The following is a 17,227-nucleotide window of genomic DNA, read 5'->3' on the forward strand; positions in this document are numbered from 1 at the left end:
CGCAGGCGACCGCGCCGGCCGTATTGGTCTAACGCAGGGTCGGGGCCAGCAGGTACATGGCCTGCAGCGCTGCGCCGGGCTGGGCGCCCGCCATCGCTTCGCCGAAAATCTGCTGCATCCGGCCGCTGGCATAGAGATCCGACAGGGCGGCATCGACCAGCAGCCGCAGATCGGCATCGCCCCGCGCCAGGGCCAGCCCCTGTTTCTCGATGGTCAGAATTTCGCTGGACATCTGCAGATCGGCGGCCTTGCCGCTGCTGACCAGCAGGTTCGCCAGAATCGACTGATCGGCGAAATAGGCGTCGATCTCTTTATTTTCCAGCGCGGCAAGGGCGGCGTCATGGCCGGCAAAGGTGACGATTTCGGCCTCTAGACCGGCCTCTTTCAACGAGGTGGTCAGCGCCTCCTGGGTGGTGGTCGCGCCGCGCACCCCCAGCTTTTGCCCGCCCATCTCGGCAAAGCTGTTCGAGGCGCCCTTGCTTTGCAGAATGGCGGTGCCGTCGACATAGATCGGATCGGAAAAATCGACCGTCTGGCGTCGGGTCAGGGTGATCGTGGCCGCACCGCACAACAGGTCGATCTCGCCGCTGGCCACCTTGTCAAACCGATCCGATGCGTCCACAGGCACGAAATTGACCTGCAGGTTTTCCATCTTGAACCGGTTGGCGATGGCCTGTGCGACATGCACGCAGATCAGCGGAGAATAGCCGGCCGGGTCGCCGGCTTCGGTCTGATAGGACAGGGGGGCGGCGTCCACGCGATAGCCGAAATTGACCTGACCGCTTTCCTGGATGCGTTCCAGGGTCTGCGCCCCGGCCGGTGTGGCAACCAGCGTGGCGGCGATCAGGGCGTGAAAAATGGGGCGGAAGGTCAGGTTTCGCATGGATGGCTTCTCCTCTGGGTTAGGACGCAACCTAACCGCTGGGACACGCAGCACAATCACAATCGCGAGCGAACTCAATCCGGGGTCGAACTTCCCCCGTGACCATTGCGGATGTCCGTGCCGACATACCTGCCCGGTATCTTATGCGGGGTCAGGTCGTGGCCGGGTCCGCACGGGCCTCGTAAAGCGGGCGATCAGCCCAAGGGGGCGCCCCGACGCCGGCGACGCGCCGCAATCGGCGCGCCGTGATTTTCGTTTCCGCGCTGGGCGGGATCAGGAGTCGAGCTTGACCTTTTCCGGCTCGGCCGGTTCGGAACCCGGCAGGGGGTTGTGTTCCAGCCATTCATTGGTGCCGGGATAGGCGTGCAGGTAGTACGAATTCTCGGTGTCGATCTTGGCCGCAAAGATCCGGTCAGTATCCTCAAGAAAGCTGCGCATGTGTTCCAGCAGGGTCTTGGGGCTGGAGGTTCCGACATTGACCAGGCAGGCATTGTTCATGATCCGGTGCGCCCGCATCTTGGTCAGGTCCTCGACAAAGGCCGTATAGTGGTCATAGCCGTCCTCGTGGTTCAAATCAAAAGTCACAAAAAAAATGGCCATCCGGTTTCCCTCTCGAACTGTCGGCAACAAAAAACGATCCCGCAGACTATGCACAAATCGCGGCCATCGGCAATGAGTGGGCGTTTTGCCGGCCTTCAGGACAATGCGCGGGCGACAATCGGCCCGCCGCCGCATCATCGTCGCCGGCACCGCGTCAATCGCCCGCCGCAAAACGGGGGCGGGCGATGACGGTGGTCATGGCCTGCAAAGGGCAGGGGGTCAGCTGACGTCCTTATAGCTGATCTCGCGGGTGTCGCTGCCGGGCGCGGTCTTTTCGCGCCGCACGATCAGGCGGTTCAGCGCGTTGATATAGGCCCGGGCGCTGGCGACCACTGTGTCGGTATCGGCGGACTGGCCGGTGACGATGCGCCCGTCTTCCTCCATCCGCACCGAAACCGTCGCCTGGGCATCGGTGCCCTCGGTGACGGCATGCACCTGATAGAGCTGCAGCACCGCATGATGCGGAAACAGCGCCTTGACCGCGTTGAACGTGGCATCGACCGGACCATCGCCGGTCTGGGTCGTCGCCTGTTCGACGCCGTCGATCTGCATGACCAGATCGGCGGTCTGCGGTCCCTCGGTGCCACAGACGACGCGCAGCGACTTGAACTTGAGCCGGTCGTTTTCGGGGTCTTCGCCGACCCGCATCAGCGCGATCAGGTCGTCGTCATAGACCTCTTTCTTGCGGTCGGCGAGTTCCTTGAACCGCACGAACACGTCCTTGAGCTGGTTGTCGCCCAGTTCGAACCCGAGATCGGACAGCTTGGCGCGCAGCGCGGCGCGGCCGGAATGTTTGCCCATCACCAGGTTGGTGTCGGACAGGCCGACATCCGAGGGGCGCATGATCTCGAAATTCTCGGGATTCTTCAGCATGCCATCCTGATGGATGCCGCTTTCATGGGCAAAGGCGTTCTTGCCCACGATCGCCTTGTTGAACTGCACCGGAAAGCCGCTCACCGTGGCGACGCGGCGGCTGATATTCATGATCTTGGTGCTGTCGATACCGGTGCGCCAGGGCATGATGTCGTGGCGCACTTTCAGGGCCATCACCACCTCTTCCAGCGCGGTGTTGCCGGCGCGTTCGCCCAGGCCGTTGATGGTGCATTCAATCTGACGCGCACCGCCCGCCACCGCCGCCAGGCTGTTGGCCGTGGCCATGCCCAGGTCGTTGTGGCAATGGGTGGCGAAAACCACCTCGTCCGCACCCGGTACGGTTTCGATCAGACGCCTGATCAGGTCGGCGGATTCCGCCGGGGCGGTGTAGCCCACCGTGTCGGGAATGTTGATCGTCGTGGCACCGGCCTTGATCGCAATCTCGATGACCCGGCACAGATAGTCCCATTCGGTGCGGGTGGCATCCATCGGCGACCACTGGATATTGTCGCACAGGTTGCGCGCATGGGTCACGGTGTCGTGGATGCGCTCGGCCATCTCGTCCATGGTCAGGTCGGGAATGGCGCGGTGCAGCGGCGACGTGCCGATAAAGGTGTGGATGCGCGGTTTGCGGGCCTGTTTCACCGCCTCCCAGCAGCGTTCGATATCGCCGATATTGGCCCGCGCAAGGCCGCAGATCACGGCGTTCTGCGCATTGGCCGCGATTTCGGATACCGCCCTGAAATCGCCCTCCGAGGCGATGGGAAAGCCGGCTTCGATGATGTCCACGCCCATCTCGTCCAGCAATCCGGCGATCTCCAGCTTTTCCTCATGGGTCATGGTGGCGCCGGGGCTCTGTTCGCCGTCGCGCAGCGTGGTGTCGAAGATCAATACGCGATCTTTGTCGGGAATCTGTGTCATGTCGGGTTCTTTCATATCTGTCCTATTGCCGATGGCGCGCGGGCTGCATCCTCTGAGCGGGCGCGCCGCATGGCACGCTCAGAGGCGCAATAGGATCAGTAGGCCGCACACGGACGCCCCGCCGGTGGCGGGGATCATCGGGATATGAACGGGCTTGGTCATGGCGAAAGGTTATATCGGGACATACCGAAATGGAAAGACCGAATTTCCGCAGGTCCTGCGCGCACGCCCAGGTCTGACGGCGGGCTTGATCCCGGACCCGGGTCCGCTAGGTGGCTGCCGATGAGACAGGCATTGATCATCGGCCGCACCGGCGGTATCGGCGGCGCCGTGGCTGACCGGCTGACGCAGGATGGCTGGCATGTGACGGGCCTGTCGCGGCGGCAGGATGGGCTGGACCTGACCAATCCGGACAGTGTGGATCTGGCGCTGCGGGCGTTGGACACCCGGTTCGACCTGATCCTGGTCGCCACCGGCGCGCTGGCAATTGCCGGTGCCGAACCCGAGAAAAGTCTGGCGGCACTGACCGCCCCGGCGATGCTGGATCAGTTTGCGCTGAATGCGGTGGGACCGGCGCTGATTCTGCGTCATGCCGGACGGTTGCTGATACGCGATCGCCGCAGCGTCTTTGCGGCGCTGTCGGCGCGCGTGGGGTCGATCGGCGACAACCGTCTGGGCGGCTGGATCAGCTATCGCGCGGCCAAGGCGGCCCTGAATCAGGTGATCCGCACGGCGGCGATCGAACTGGCGCGCAGCCACGCACAGGCGGTCTGTGTGGCGCTGCATCCGGGCACGGTCGCAACGCCTATGACCCGCGACTATCTGGGGCGCCATGCTGCGGTTCCGGCGCCCGAGGCGGCCAGGAACCTGCTGCGGGTGATTGACAGGCTGGACCGGCGGCATTCGGGCGGCTTTTTCGACTGGGCCGGCAAACCGGTACCGTGGTGATCGGCCCGACGCCGGATTCTACGGGCGCGTCCGAGGCTTTTCAGCCGCCGTCAGCCGTATCCGAGGTGTTCAGCGCGCCGTTGTCCCAGGTGCCGGTTTCCTGCTGGCCGGTGGCATAGCGCATGGTGCCGGGGCCCTGGCGTTTGCCATTGCGAAAACGGCCCTCATAGACATCGCCATTGGCATAGGTGGCGACCCCCTCGCCGCTGATCTCGCCGTTTTCCCACTGGCCCGAGAATTTGAACCCGTTGGCCATCACGATTTCGCCCTGACCGTGGCGCTGATTGGCCTGAAAGTCGCCGGTATAGACCGAGCCGTCGGCATAGGTCGCCTTGCCCTGACCCTGGCGCTGGCCGTTTTCCCACGCGCCCTCATAGCGATAGCCGTCGCTATAGGTCATGACTCCCTGGCCGTGGTTGAGCGCGTTCTTGAACGTCCCCTTGTAGACGACCCCGTTGGGGTAATGCGCGGTGCCCTCGCCTTCGATCACCCCGGCCACCCACTCGCCTTCATAGGTCGATCCGTCGGGATAGGTGATCTTGCCCATGCCATCGGCCAGATCGGCCTTCAGGCTGCCGACATAGACCGATCCGTCGGGATAGGTGACCTGACCCTCACCCTGGATCTGGCCGGCCTGCCACTCGCCGGCATAGACATAGCCATCCGCGCCGGTAAAAGTGCCGGTGCCGTTGCGCAGATCCTCGGAAAAGCTGCCCTCATAGACATCGCCGTCGGCATAATCCACCCGGCCCTTGCCCTGGCGCCGGCCGCCGACGAACTGGCCGGTATAGACGTCGCCATTGGGCTGGATCAGCGTGCCGGTGCCGTCGAACTGATCGTTCTTCCAGTCGCCTTCATAGACCAGCCCGTCCGGCAGGGTCAGCTTGCCCTGACCACTGCGCTTGCCGGCCTTGAGGCTGCCCTCGTAGATGGCGCCGTCGGCATAGCGGATGACGCCTTGGCCGTCTTTTGCACCATCCGCCCAGTCACCGCGATATTCATAGCCGTCCGGCGTCTGCAACTGGCCCTTGCCGTGATGCCGGGCCTGGTGAAATCCGCCCTCGTACCGGGTGCCGTCGGCATGCACCGCAATGCCCTGACCGTCGATTGCGCCGTCTTTCCATTCACCTTCATAGGTGCCGCCATCGGCAAAGGTGATCTTGCCGACGCCATGCGGCTTGCCGCGGGCGAAATCGCCCTCGTAGATCGAGCCGTTGGGGAACCGGGCAATGCCCTTGCCGCGAATCTCGCCATCGACCCAATCGCCGGAATATTCATAGCCGTTGGGCAGGGTGTAGGTGCCGGTGCCGTGCTGCAGTCCGCCCCGGAACGTGCCCTGATAGACTCCGCCGACATCGTCCTGGATGGTCTGGACGGCGTCCTGCTGTGCCCGCGCCGGGGCCGGGACGACAAGGCTGATCGCTGCCGCCAGAACGGCGGCCGAGGCGGGCGCCAGCGCCGCAGACAGGCGATATCGGCAGGTGGCGGGTCGGTTGGTCGTGAAATCGGTCATGGTCGCTTTTGGTGCCCCGCAATTGTCCGCTGTGTGCCTGATTTGGCGAAAAACTAGGCCAGCGCGTGCTGCGGCACAACGTCTTTTGACCGTGTTCCCTTTTCCTTGCGCCGCGATCTGATAAATGGCGGGGGAACAGGTATTGGCACGAGGGCAGGATGGCGGACCGATTTCGCGTGACACTGGCACAGTTGAACCCGGTGGTCGGGGATCTTGCGGGCAATGCCGCACAGGCCCGCGACGCATGGCGGCAGGGGCGCGCGGCGGGGGCCGATCTGGTGGCGCTGCCCGAGATGTTCATCACCGGCTACAATGCCCAGGACCTGGTGATGAAACCGGCCTTTCACGTTGCCGCAATTCAGGAACTGCACGCATTGGCGGCCGATTGTGCCGACGGTCCGGCGCTGGCCATCGGCGGGCCCTGGGTCGAGGGCACACAGCTTTACAACGCCTATCTGGTGATGCAGGGCGGCCAGATCACCAGCACCGTGTTAAAACGCCATCTGCCCAACGAAACCGTGTTTGACGAAAAGCGCATCTTTGACGCGGGTCCGCTGGGCGGCCCCTATGCGGTCGGTGATGTGCGCATCGGCAGCCCGATCTGCGAGGATGCCTGGCACGAGGACGTGGCCGAGACCCTGGCCGAAACCGGAGCCGATTTCCTGCTGGTGCCCAACGGTTCGCCCTATTACCGCGACAAGTTCGAGACCCGGCTCAATCACATGGTCGCCCGCGTCGTCGATACCGGGTTGCCGCTGATCTATCTGAACATGGTCGGCGGTCAGGACGACCAGGTGTTCGATGGCGGCACCTTTGCGCTGAACCCCGGCGGTGAACTGGCGTTGCAGATGCCGTTTTTCGAGGACGCGATCACCCATCTGGATCTGCGGCGCAATGATGCGGGCTGGTGCATCGTGCCGGGGCCGGAATGCAGCCACCCGGATGCCTATGAACAGGATTACCGGGCGATGGTGGTGGCGCTGCGCGACTATATGGGCAAATCCGGGTTCAAAAAGGTTCTGCTGGGCCTGTCCGGCGGTGTCGACAGCGCGCTGGTCGCGGCCATCGCCGTGGATGCGCTGGGGGCCGGGAACGTGCGCTGCGTGATGCTGCCGTCGGAATATACCAGCGCCGAAAGCCTGGCCGATGCCGAGGCGGTCGCGACCGCGCTGGGCTGCCGCTATGACTATCTGCCGATCGGGCCGGGGCGCGCTGCGATCACCGAGACGCTGGCGCCGCTGTTTCAGGGCATGCCGGCCGATCTGACCGAAGAGAACCTGCAGTCGCGCCTGCGCGGGCTGCTGCTGATGGCCCTGTCCAACAAGTTCGGCGAGATGCTCTTGACCACCGGCAACAAGTCCGAGGTCGCCGTCGGCTATGCCACGATTTATGGCGACATGGCGGGGGGCTATAACCCGATCAAGGATCTGTACAAGACCCGGGTCTTTGAAACCTGCCGTTGGCGCAACGCCAACCATCGCGACTGGATGAGGGGACCGGCGGGGCAGGTGATCCGCCCGAACGTGATCGACAAACCCCCGACAGCGGAATTGCGCGAGGACCAAAAGGACAGCGACAGCCTGCCCGACTATCCGGACCTGGACGCGATGCTGGAAATTCTGGTGGACCGCAACGGCTCGATCGCCGATTGCGTCGCCGCCGGGTTTGATCGGGCCACGGCGAAAAAGGTCGAACACCTGATCTATATCAGCGAATACAAGCGCTTTCAGTCCGCCCCCGGCGTGCGCCTGACCAAAGGCGCGTTCTGGCTGGACCGGCGCTATCCCATCGTCAACCGCTGGCGCGATCCCGGCTGATACCCCGGTTCCGGTTCGGCTTGGGCGCTGCGCGTTCGCGTCTCGGTTCGTCCACTGGACGGCCCGTCGGGTTGCGCCCGGTTCGGAGGGGCGCCGCCCGTTCGCGTCTCAAGCGCTCTCCCAGAGCGTTTGCCGGGCGCTGCCCGGGCCGACGCTCACTCCCACCAGCGGTCGACGGCGGCGATCTGCGCATCGCTCCAGCCAAAGTGATGGGCGAATTCGTGGATGGTGACATGGGTGATCAGATCGTCCAGGTCGACATCGCCGCGCGCCCGCCATTCCGCCAGGATCGGTTCGCGGAACAGCCAGACGGTGTCGGGCACCAGCGGCTGATCCCAGACCGATTTCTCGGTCATCGGAACACCTTCGTACAGCCCGGTCAGGTCCAGCGGACGGGCCAGCCCCAGATTGCGCAGCATCTCGTGATCGGGCCAGTCGGCCACGCGCAGCGTCACCGCCCGTGCCGGGCCGCGAAACCCCTCGGGCAGACCGGCGACGGTGGCCCGCGCCACCGTCAGGAAATGATCGAGCGAAATATCCTGCGCCATGTCCTGCATATGCATCGGATCGGGCACCGGAAAAAGGGGCCGCGCGGGCAAATTTTCGCCAGCGCGGCCCGGTGGCCGTCAGTGTCGTGGCGATGGCGCGAAATGACCGGTCCGGGCCGATGCCCGCTGTGCTAGGCTGTGGCCATGGCAAAGAACAAGACACAGAACAAAACGCGGGCCACCGAGGCGGATGTCGGGGCTTTTCTGGCGGCCATCGAACCGGCGCAAAAGGCGCAGGACGCGCGGCAACTGGACCAGTTGTTTCGCCAGGTGACCGGGTTCCGTCCGGCCATGTGGGGGCCGTCGATCATCGGTTATGGCCGCTATCACTATGTCTATGACAGCGGTCGTCAGGGGGATTTCCTGGCCACCGGTTTTGCCCCGCGCAAGGCGGCCTTTTCCATCTATATCATGCCGGGCTACGCCGATTTCGGCGCGATCCTGCAGCGTCTGGGCAAGCACCGCATCGGCAAGTCCTGTCTTTATGTGAACAAGCTGGCGGATATCGACCTGCCGGTTCTGGCCGAATTGATCCGGGCCGGCCTGGACGATCTGAACCGCCGCTGGCCGGTCCAGCCGGCCTGAACGACCCCGGACGGTTCCGACTGGCCCCCGCTTGGCCCCCGTTTGGCCCCCGTTTGGCCCTGTGCCATCGCTGGACAATGGCGCGGCCCTGTGACAACAGATCGCGCAACAGGAGACGCCCATGACCACCACCCGCTTTGCCCCTTCGCCCACCGGTTACATCCATATCGGCAACCTGCGCACGGCGCTGATGAACTATCTGATCGCCCGCAAGGCCGGCGGCACGTTCATCCTGCGGATCGACGACACCGATCCGGAACGGTCAAAAGAGGAATATGTCGATGCGATCAAACGCGATCTGGACTGGCTGGGCCTGCACTGGGACCGGGTCGAGCGTCAGTCGACGCGGCTGGACCGCTATGCCGCCGCTGCCGACCGCCTGCGCGAGATCGGCCGGTTCTACGAGGCGTTCGAAACCCCCACCGAACTGGACCTGAAACGCAAGAAACAGCTGAACATGGGCAAGCCACCGGTCTATGACCGCGCCGCTCTGGCGCTGAGCGAGGCCGAAAAGGACGCGCTGCGCGCCGAGCGGGGCAGCGGCGTGTGGCGGTTCAAGCTGGATCACGAGCGGATCGAATGGACCGACGGCATTCTGGGCGACATCTCGATCGATGCCGCCAGCGTGTCCGATCCGGTGCTGATCAAGGCGGATGGCCAGGTGCTCTATACCATTGCCTCGGTTGTCGATGACACCGAGATGGGGGTGACCGACGTGGTGCGCGGTTCGGACCACGTGACCAACACCGCGACCCAGATCCAGATCATCAATGCGCTTGGCGGAACGGTACCGCGTTTCGCGCATCACTCGCTGCTGACCGGTCCCCAGGGCGAGGCCCTGAGCAAGCGGCTGGGCACGCTGGCGCTGCGCGATCTGCGCGAGCGCGGTGTACAGCCAATGGCGCTGCTCAGCCTGATGGCGCGGCTTGGATCGTCCGATCCGGTCGAGCTGCGCAGCGACATGGCCGAACTGATCGAAGGCTTCGACATCACCCGCTTCGGCAGCGCCCCGACCAAGTTCGACGTCGAAGACCTGTTCCCGCTGACCGCGCATTATCTGCAGGGTCTGCCGCTGGCGGCCGTGCGCGACCACGTGGCGGCCCTGGGCGTGCCCGAGGACATTGCCGAGGATTTCTGGCTGATGGCGCGCGACAATATCACCACGCTGGACGATCTGCAGGATTGGTGGCAGCTGTGCCGCGACGGGGCCACGCCGATGGTGGCCGACGAGGACCGCGAATTCATTGATCAGGCGATGGCGCTGCTGCCCGAGGGGCCGTTTGACAGCACCACATGGGGCGCGTGGACCAGCGCGGTCAAGGCCGCGACAGGGCGCAAGGGCAAGGGACTGTTCATGCCGCTGCGCAAGGCCGTGACCGGGCGCGAGCGCGGCCCCGAAATGGCAGCCCTGATGCCGTTGCTGCAGGTGGTGCGCGCGCGCGGCTAGGCCTGGCGCGGACCCGGTGGATCAGGGCGGTGCGTCCGGCAGGATGCGCACGCCCAGCCCGGCGAGATGATCGTCGACAAGGCCGGTTTCCCGGCGCGTCAGTTGCTGATGGCGCGGATAGCGCGGTGCTGCGCGGTCATTCAGGACCGGGGTATCCCAGCCTCGGGTCGTGGCAAAGAAATTCGCGACCCCGCAATTGCCGAATTCGCGCAGATAGCCCTGTACCACCACGTCGATATAGCTGAGCAGCACCGGATGCGCGGCCGAGGGTCTGGTATGGCGCTCTGCCGGGACGACATAGACCGCCACGTCGATTTCCGCAGTGACGCCGTGGCGGACGGCCTCATTGGCGGACAGCCGGTCATAGGCCCATTCGCGCTGATCCAGCGCCTGCCAGTCGCCGCCCGGGACATGCGCGACCATGCCGTCGATGGTAACCCCAGGGGCCGGTACTGCGGTCAGAAAGGCCAATGGGCGCAGATCGGTATGACGCCAGGCCCGGCACCAGCCCGACAATTGCGCCGGTCGCGGATCGCCGAAATCATGCGTCGCGCGATTCACCAGGCTGCCATAGCCAAAGAAATAGGGTGCCGAGGTCATCTGGTCATGCACTGCTGCGATTGATGTATATCAAACCGCTTTTTGCGGCGATGTGCAACAAACTCAACCTGCGGGAATGCGAGGAACGATCCGGTGCGAATCACCAAGCGAACGAATATCGCGGTCAGGCTGCTGATGTATTGCGCGGCGAACACCGACCGGCTGGTCACAAAAGCCGAGATCGCGGAATGCTGCAACATCTCGGAAAACCATCTGGCCCAGGTCATCAACCAGCTCAGCCAACTGGAATATCTGCGCACCCAACGCGGGCGCAATGGCGGCATGTCGCTGGCCCGCAGCGCAGCCGATATCCGCATCGGCGACGTATTCCGCGATGTCGAGGGCAACCTGCCGATCGCCGAGTGTTTCGCGGATGCCGACAACACCTGTCCGCTGGTCCGGGCCTGCCGGCTGCGGGTGGCGCTGACCCAGGCGGCGCAGGCGTTTTATGCCTCGTTGGACGAACTGTCGCTGGACTCGCTGGTGTGCAACAATACCGAACTGATCCGGCTGTTGCAGCCGGTCAGCTGCGCGCGCTGATCATTCGCGCCCGCGCAGCACCTGCGCCGGGCGCGCCGCCAGCGGCCGCCAGGCGAATGCCAGCCCGGCCAACAGGGTTGCCAGCACGCCGCCGAACACGATGCCCAGGGCCGAAGACCAGATCACAGCGAAATCCGTGTCCAGCACGAACCGGCTGACCGCCCAGCCGCCGGCAATGCCCGCCGCCAGCGCCACCGCCCCGGCCGCGGCCCCCAGCAGCGCGGCGCGCAATGCCAGGCTGGTCAGGATTCGGCGGCGCGAGGCGCCCAGCGTCTTGAGAACCGCCGCCTCGTAGGTGCGCGCCTGCTCGCCGGCGGCGGCGGCGCCGATCAGCACCAGGAACCCGGTCAACAGCGTCGCCCCGGCACCATACGAGGTGGCGCTGGCCAGCCCGGCCAGCAGATCCGAGACCCGGTCGATGGCATCGCGCACCCGGATGGCGGTGATGTTGGGATACATGTCTGCCAGATCGCGCAAAATCCGGCTTTCGGCGGCATCCTCGGCATAGACCGTCGAGATGAAACTGTGCGGCGCGCCGGACAGGGCGGCGGGGTTCATCGTCATGACAAAACCCAGACCCCCGGTCGAGAAATCGACTTCGCGGAAACTGGCGATGGTGGCGGTAATGTCGCGGCCCAGGATGTTGACGGTCAGGGTGTCACCCAGCGCCAGCCCCAGTTCGGCGGCCTCTTCGGCGGCAAAGCTGATCAGGGGCGGGCCGGCATAGTTCCGGGGCCACCAGCTGCCGGCGGTCAGGCGGGTGGCGCTGGGCATGGTCTCGGCATAGGTCAGGCCGCGATCGCCCCGCACCACCCAATGATCGCCGGCGACGTCCCGGGCCGGTTTGCCGTTGATGCGGGTCACCACGCCGCGCAGCATCGGCGCGCTTTCCAGCCGGCTGACGGCGGGGTCCGTGGTCAGGCGTTCAGTAAAGCCCGCGATCTGATCTTTTTGGATATCGACAAAGAAATAGGACGGCGCGACCTCTGGCAGATCGCCCGAGATCGCGTTGCGCAGATTGCCGTCGATCTGCCCGACGGCAGCCAGCACCGACAGACCCAGCCCCAGCGACAGAACCACCGAGGTGGCGCCTTCGCGCGGATCGGAAATGGCGGCCAGCGCCCAGCGAAATGCTGGCCGGCCCCGGGCGGCCACGCCGCCGCGGCGCGCCACGGCGCGGATCGCCAGCGCCGAGACCGACAGCAGCAGCAGCGACAAAGTCAGCCCGCCGGTGGTCCACAGGGTCAGCCCCGCGGTGCCGCTGAACCAGGCCGCCAGACCGACCAGCGCGGCAAGCCCGGCCAGGATCGCCACCAGATAGCGCAGCGGCGGCAGCAGCCGGGCGCTGGACAGCGCATCGCGAAACAGCGTCGCGGCCCGGACCTCCTCGGTGCGGGCCAGCGGCCACAGGGTAAAGATCAGCGCCGTCAACAGACCATAGATCGCCGCTTCGGCCAGCGGTGCGGGATAGACCGCGAACAGGGCCGGGATCGGCAGCTGCGTCTCGATCAGGGGGCCCAGCAACACCGGCACCAGCGCCCCAAGGCACAGGCCCAGAGCGATGCCCAGAACGGACAGGATGCCGATTTGCAGGAAATAGGTCTGAAACACCGTCGCCCGGTCCGCGCCCAGAGTACGGAGGGTGGCGATAACGCCGGTCTTTTCGGCCAGATAAGCGCGCACCGCCGCCGATACGCCGATGCCGCCCACCGCCAGCCCCGACAGACCGACCAGTACCAGGAACGAGCCCAGCTGCGCGATGAACCGGGCCACGTTCGGGGCGCCGTTACGGGCATCGGTCCAGCGCAGCCCGGCGCTTTCGTACCGGGCGCGGGCCTCGGCGGCCAGTCGCGGCAGATCGGTGCCCGGCGGCAGATCCAGGCGATACTTGCTGGCATAAAGCGAGCCGGGCGCCAGCAGGCCCGACGCGCCCAGGCTGTCGCTGGCGACCAGGGTGCGCGGCCCCAGCCCATAGCCGTCGGCGGCGCCGTCCGGTTCATGTACCAGGGTGGCCATCAGAACGAATTCCTGTGTGCCCAGCCGAAAGCGTTGCCCCGGGGACAGGCCCAGCCGTCCCACCAACTCCGGCGCCATCACCGCACCGGGCCGACCGTCGCGCCCGGCCAGCGCCTGTTCCAGGCCGATCTCGGGGTCCAGACGCGGCGTCCCGATCAGCGGATAGGCGTCATCGACCGCCTTGACCTGGGTCAGGGCGCGGTCGGTTTCGCCCTCGCGCTCGACCACCGCCATCGAGCGAAAATCCAGGATCTCCGAGACCCGATCGGCCTTTTCGGACATCCATCGGCGTTCTTCCAGGGTGGCGTGGCGGTAGGTGAACCGCATTTCCGCGTCCCCCCCCAACAGCGCCGCACCCTCTTGCGCCAACCCGGCCTCGATGCCCGATCGCACCGAACCGACCGTGGCGATCGCCGCGACTCCCAGGGTCAGGCAGGCCAGAAAGATGCGGAACCCGTGCAACCCGCCGCGCAGTTCGCGGCGGGCAAAGCGGGCGGCCAGACGCAGGCTCATTCCGCCGCCTTGCGCGCCGCGTCCGGATCGATCCGGCCATCGCGCAGCCGGATCACCCGGTCGCAACGGGCGGCCAGTTCATGCGAATGGGTCACCAGCACCAGAGTCGCGCCATGCCGGTCGCGCAGCCCGAACAGCAGCTCGATGATGGCTGCGCCATTGCTCTGGTCCAGATTGCCGGTGGGTTCGTCCGCCAGCAGGATCTGCGGCCGCGGCGCCGAGGCGCGGGCCAGCGCCACGCGTTGCTGTTCGCCGCCCGACATCTGCGCCGGGTAGTGGTTGGCCCGATGCGCCAGCCCGACGGTCTCCAGTTCGGCGGCGGCGCGGTCAAAGGCGTCGCGCGCACCGGCCAGTTCCAGCGGCGTCGCGACATTCTCCAGCGCGGTCATCGTCGGGATCAGGTGAAAGGACTGGAACACCACCCCCATGTGATCGCGGCGGAAACGCGCCAGCGCGTCCTCGTCCATGGCCGTCAGATCGTGACCCAGCGCGGTGATGTCGCCGCTGCTGACCTGTTCCAGCCCGCCCATCAGCATCAGCAGCGAGGATTTGCCCGATCCCGAGGGGCCGACCAGGCCCAGCGTCTCGCCGCGTTGCACATCCAGGGTGATGGAATGCAGGATATCGACAGGGCCGGCATTGCCATTCAGCGACAAACAAGCATCTTTGAGGGAAAGGATGGGGTCGGTCATGGGCCCTGCAATTGTTAGGTATTTCAAATGGCATATGGAGCATTGACGGCGATGCGCAAGGTGATGGCGGCAATTGCCTTTTCTTTTTGCGGTCTGGCCGCCGCCGCCGAACCGGTGACCATTGCCGCGTTGGGGGACAGTCTGACGCAAGGCTACGGATTGGTCCAGCAGGACGGGTTCGTACCACAATTGCAGGCCTGGCTGCGCAGCAACGGCGCGGATGTGGTGGTGATCAATGCCGGCGTGTCGGGCGATACCACCGCGGGGGGCGCCGCCCGTGTCGATTGGACCCTGACCCCGGAAGTGGACGCGATGATCGTCGCGCTGGGCGGCAACGATCTGTTGCGCGGCATCGAACCGGCGGTCAGCCGTGGTCATCTCGAGACCATTCTGCGCGCCACCCAGACCGCCGGGGTCGAGGTGCTGTTGGTCGGCATGCGCGCGCCGGGCAATTACGGTCCCGACTACAAGGCGGCGTTTGATGCGATCTATCCCGAGCTGTCGGCGGCTTATGACACGCTTTACGCCGAGAGTTTCTTTGCCGGTCTGGGCGGCGACACGGCAGAGGCGGTGCAGATGCGCGCCTTTATGCAGCCCGACGGCATTCACCCGAATGCCGAGGGGGTCAAGCGCATCGTCGCGGCGCTGGGGCCAGAGGTGTTGCGGCTGGTGGACCGCGCCAGACGCTCCGATTAGGCCATGTCGGGCCTGCGGGTCTTTCCGGCGGAACCCTCTGTGCTCCTGTCCGCCCGGCTGGCGGTCTCGGTCGCGGCCAACGCGGATGAACGCCCGCGTCGCGACATCACCCGACCGGGGCAGGGGGCAGTGCCGGACGCGCCGGGGCACGACCCCGGCCACGCGCATCAGGGCCTGCGGCCCGCCAATGCCCGAGACCACCGTCAGCGCCCGACCGGATACGCTGTCTGAATAATCGCCTCGGTTCGGACAGGCACCCCCTTGCCGGTCGATAGCCGCCGTCGAGAAACCGGCAAGGCGCGGTGCAATGCGCGCAGACCCGCAGACCGGCTGTTGGTGGAGAGGACCTGCAGGGCACCGGTTCGCAAGACGGCGGTTCCGAGGCCTGCGCCAGGCGGTCAGTCCAGGTCTTCCAGACGGCGCAGATCGGCCTGAGAATAGAAATCGCGGATCATGCCGTCATCGCCGGCGCGAAAGTTGTGGTCCTGCGGCAGACAGTTCAATCCGCAGATCTGGATCGCCACCCGCGCGATACTGTCGACATACCAAAGGCGCCCGCCCGGGGTCGATATATAGCCGTCGACACCTTCGCGGGCGTCGCTGTCGATGTCCAGCGAAGTGGGAAATTCGGCCGGTACATCGGGATCATAGGCCCCATGGGTGTGCAGCGAGGCCACCAGCGCCAGCCCGTTGTCGGTCATCCAGGGCGTACAGCCGTCATGACCGCCGCGCTGCATTTCTGTAAAGCCGATTTGACCATCCTGGGTGTATCCGAGATAGCCGCAATATTCCCGGTTCGTGGCAAAGGACAGGTGCTGGGCCCGTGCCAGCCATTCCTGCGCGGCGGCGATCTCGTCTTCGGGTGGTCGTGCGACCGAAGGCTGGGCAAACACCAGCGACAGAGCGGTCAGAGCATAGACGAGGATCATGCCCGCACCCCGTCAGAGGGAAGCCGACCAGACGCGCGCAGTGGCCCGGATCACAGAACGGTCACCACAGTGCCGATCGGTACCCGTTCATACAGGTCGGTCACATGCTCGTTCAACATCCGGATACAGCCGTTGGACACGGAATGACCGATGCTTTCGGGCTGGGTGGTGCCGTGGATGCGGAAATAGGTGTCGATGCCGTTCTGGAACAGATACAATGCCCGGGCGCCCAGCGGATTGTCCGGCCCACCCGGCTGAACATAGTCGTTGTCGATGAATTTCGAGTAGGCCCGGGGATCGCGCTCGATCATTTCCTGGGTCGGGCGCCAGGTCGGCCATTCCTTTTTGACGTCGATGGTGGCGGTGCCGGTGAATTCCAGACCCGCCTTTCCCACGCCGACGCCGTAGCGCATCGCCTTGCGCGGCTCGACCACGAAATACAGATAATAGGAACGCGGCAGGATCAGCATCTGGCCCGGCAGGAACTGTTTCTTGATCCGCACCATTTGCGGAGTCGGGTCGAATTCTACCCTTTTGGCGGCGGCCGCGCGGGGCAGCACAAGGGCCGCGGCAGAGGCTGCAAGGAATTTTCGGCGTGCAATCATGACCGGTCTCGTCTGTAAAATGGAACTGTTGCGGCCATTTTTGGCCGTTGTTGCGCGTGGGTCAATGGGATCGGGACAATCCGAGCGTCTTCTCAGGCCATTGTGACCGGTACGGCACCGTGGCGCTCTGGACGGTGCCGGGCCTACAGCTTGAACCCCAGCCGGGCGGCCAGCCAGATCATCGCCAGATACAGCGCGACGGTCAGCAGACAGCCCAGGGTCAATGCGCTCCAGAACGACCAGCCGCGATTCAGCAGGCCCGGTATCAGCAGGAACATCGGCAGCGACGGCAGTACGTACCAGAAGGTCGCTGCCGCGTGATGCGCCATGTTGGCCGCGTCCGGTTTGTCGTGCCACAGCCAGATCATGCCCATGACCGAGATCAGCGGCAACGAGGCGATCAGGGCGCCCAGCCCCGGTTGACGTTTCGCGACTTCGGACACCAGCGCGATGATGATCCCCGATAACAGGGCCTTGGTGATGAGATACCACATGCGGGAA

The 17,227-nt window shown here is 65.3% G+C and carries 18 protein-coding genes; 7 read left to right on the forward strand and 11 right to left on the reverse strand.

Features of this window, described 5'->3' with window-relative positions; translation table 11 throughout:
• Positions 1-28 precede the first annotated feature (28 nt).
• The 3 genes from ACFMPD_RS09425 to ACFMPD_RS09435 all read right to left on the reverse strand — a co-directional run bounded on the left by ACFMPD_RS09425 (position 29) and on the right by ACFMPD_RS09435 (position 3,277).
• Positions 29-883: an amino acid ABC transporter substrate-binding protein gene (locus ACFMPD_RS09425; protein ID WP_380993552.1), complete on the reverse strand. Its 855-nt coding sequence runs from the start codon at positions 881-883 to the stop codon at positions 29-31.
• Between the two features lie 273 nt (positions 884-1,156).
• Complete coding sequence (locus ACFMPD_RS09430; RefSeq protein ID WP_380993554.1) at positions 1,157-1,483, reverse strand: hypothetical protein; 327 nt, start codon at positions 1,481-1,483, stop codon at positions 1,157-1,159.
• 219 nt (positions 1,484-1,702) lie between these two features.
• Complete coding sequence (locus ACFMPD_RS09435; RefSeq protein ID WP_380993555.1) at positions 1,703-3,277, reverse strand: 2-isopropylmalate synthase; 1,575 nt, start codon at positions 3,275-3,277, stop codon at positions 1,703-1,705.
• Positions 3,278-3,559: 282 nt separating this feature from the next.
• On the opposite strand from ACFMPD_RS09435, the gene ACFMPD_RS09440 reads away from it, so the two are divergent.
• Complete coding sequence (locus ACFMPD_RS09440; protein WP_380993556.1) at positions 3,560-4,225, forward strand: SDR family NAD(P)-dependent oxidoreductase; 666 nt, start codon at positions 3,560-3,562, stop codon at positions 4,223-4,225.
• A 40-nt stretch (positions 4,226-4,265) separates the two neighbouring features.
• Here ACFMPD_RS09440 and ACFMPD_RS09445 read toward each other — a convergent pair whose 3' ends face one another.
• Positions 4,266-5,738 (reverse strand): MORN repeat-containing protein, encoded by a 1,473-nt coding sequence (locus ACFMPD_RS09445; protein ID WP_380993558.1) that lies wholly within the window; start codon positions 5,736-5,738, stop codon positions 4,266-4,268.
• A 158-nt stretch (positions 5,739-5,896) separates the two neighbouring features.
• On the opposite strand from ACFMPD_RS09445, the gene ACFMPD_RS09450 reads away from it, so the two are divergent.
• Complete coding sequence (locus ACFMPD_RS09450) at positions 5,897-7,555, forward strand: NAD+ synthase (protein ID WP_380993559.1); 1,659 nt, start codon at positions 5,897-5,899, stop codon at positions 7,553-7,555.
• 155 nt (positions 7,556-7,710) lie between these two features.
• Here ACFMPD_RS09450 and ACFMPD_RS09455 read toward each other — a convergent pair whose 3' ends face one another.
• A complete protein-coding gene (locus ACFMPD_RS09455) occupies positions 7,711-8,118 on the reverse strand; it encodes a metallopeptidase family protein (protein WP_380993561.1) in 408 nt (135 codons plus the stop codon).
• Positions 8,119-8,247: 129 nt separating this feature from the next.
• Between ACFMPD_RS09455 and ACFMPD_RS09460 the strand changes: the two genes are divergently transcribed.
• On the forward strand, positions 8,248-8,688 hold the full coding sequence (locus ACFMPD_RS09460; protein ID WP_380993563.1) for a DUF1801 domain-containing protein: 441 nt from the start codon (positions 8,248-8,250) through the stop codon (positions 8,686-8,688).
• Between the two features lie 121 nt (positions 8,689-8,809).
• Positions 8,810-10,135: a glutamate--tRNA ligase gene (gene gltX, locus ACFMPD_RS09465; protein WP_380993565.1), complete on the forward strand. Its 1,326-nt coding sequence runs from the start codon at positions 8,810-8,812 to the stop codon at positions 10,133-10,135.
• Between the two features lie 21 nt (positions 10,136-10,156).
• Here the strand turns inward: gltX and ACFMPD_RS09470 are convergent, their stop codons facing one another.
• Positions 10,157-10,735, reverse strand: a complete 579-nt coding sequence (locus ACFMPD_RS09470) for a gamma-glutamylcyclotransferase (protein WP_380993566.1) — start codon at positions 10,733-10,735, stop codon at positions 10,157-10,159.
• Between the two features lie 93 nt (positions 10,736-10,828).
• On the opposite strand from ACFMPD_RS09470, the gene ACFMPD_RS09475 reads away from it, so the two are divergent.
• Positions 10,829-11,275, forward strand: a complete 447-nt coding sequence (locus tag ACFMPD_RS09475; protein WP_380993567.1) for an RrF2 family transcriptional regulator — start codon at positions 10,829-10,831, stop codon at positions 11,273-11,275.
• Here ACFMPD_RS09475 and ACFMPD_RS09480 read toward each other — a convergent pair whose 3' ends face one another.
• Both ACFMPD_RS09480 and ACFMPD_RS09485 read right to left on the reverse strand, forming a co-directional pair.
• Complete coding sequence (locus ACFMPD_RS09480; RefSeq protein ID WP_380993569.1) at positions 11,276-13,804, reverse strand: ABC transporter permease; 2,529 nt, start codon at positions 13,802-13,804, stop codon at positions 11,276-11,278. It abuts the gene before it with no gap.
• Positions 13,801-14,496 (reverse strand): ABC transporter ATP-binding protein, encoded by a 696-nt coding sequence (locus tag ACFMPD_RS09485; RefSeq protein ID WP_380993571.1) that lies wholly within the window; start codon positions 14,494-14,496, stop codon positions 13,801-13,803. Before ACFMPD_RS09485 ends, ACFMPD_RS09480 begins: the two co-directional genes overlap by 4 nt.
• 27 nt (positions 14,497-14,523) lie before the next feature.
• On the opposite strand from ACFMPD_RS09485, the gene ACFMPD_RS09490 reads away from it, so the two are divergent.
• Entirely contained in the window at positions 14,524-15,192 is a 669-nt protein-coding gene (locus ACFMPD_RS09490) for an arylesterase (protein WP_380993573.1), read from the forward strand.
• A 39-nt stretch (positions 15,193-15,231) separates the two neighbouring features.
• The gene (locus ACFMPD_RS09495; protein ID WP_380993575.1) at positions 15,232-15,423 is read left to right on the forward strand and encodes a hypothetical protein; all 192 of its coding nucleotides are present in this window, start codon (positions 15,232-15,234) and stop codon (positions 15,421-15,423) included.
• A gap of 167 nt (positions 15,424-15,590) precedes the next feature.
• Here ACFMPD_RS09495 and ACFMPD_RS09500 read toward each other — a convergent pair whose 3' ends face one another.
• The 3 genes from ACFMPD_RS09500 to ACFMPD_RS09510 form a co-directional block, all read right to left on the reverse strand.
• A complete protein-coding gene (locus ACFMPD_RS09500) occupies positions 15,591-16,121 on the reverse strand; it encodes a DUF4329 domain-containing protein (protein WP_380993577.1) in 531 nt (176 codons plus the stop codon).
• A gap of 50 nt (positions 16,122-16,171) precedes the next feature.
• Positions 16,172-16,726, reverse strand: a complete 555-nt coding sequence (locus ACFMPD_RS09505; protein ID WP_380993579.1) for a L,D-transpeptidase — start codon at positions 16,724-16,726, stop codon at positions 16,172-16,174.
• A 143-nt stretch (positions 16,727-16,869) separates the two neighbouring features.
• The gene (locus tag ACFMPD_RS09510; RefSeq protein WP_380993580.1) at positions 16,870-17,220 is read right to left on the reverse strand and encodes a DUF3147 family protein; all 351 of its coding nucleotides are present in this window, start codon (positions 17,218-17,220) and stop codon (positions 16,870-16,872) included.
• Between the last annotated feature and the right edge of the window lie 7 nt (positions 17,221-17,227).

The organism is Sedimentitalea sediminis, from assembly GCF_042687825.1.
Classification (GTDB): domain Bacteria; phylum Pseudomonadota; class Alphaproteobacteria; order Rhodobacterales; family Rhodobacteraceae; genus Sedimentitalea.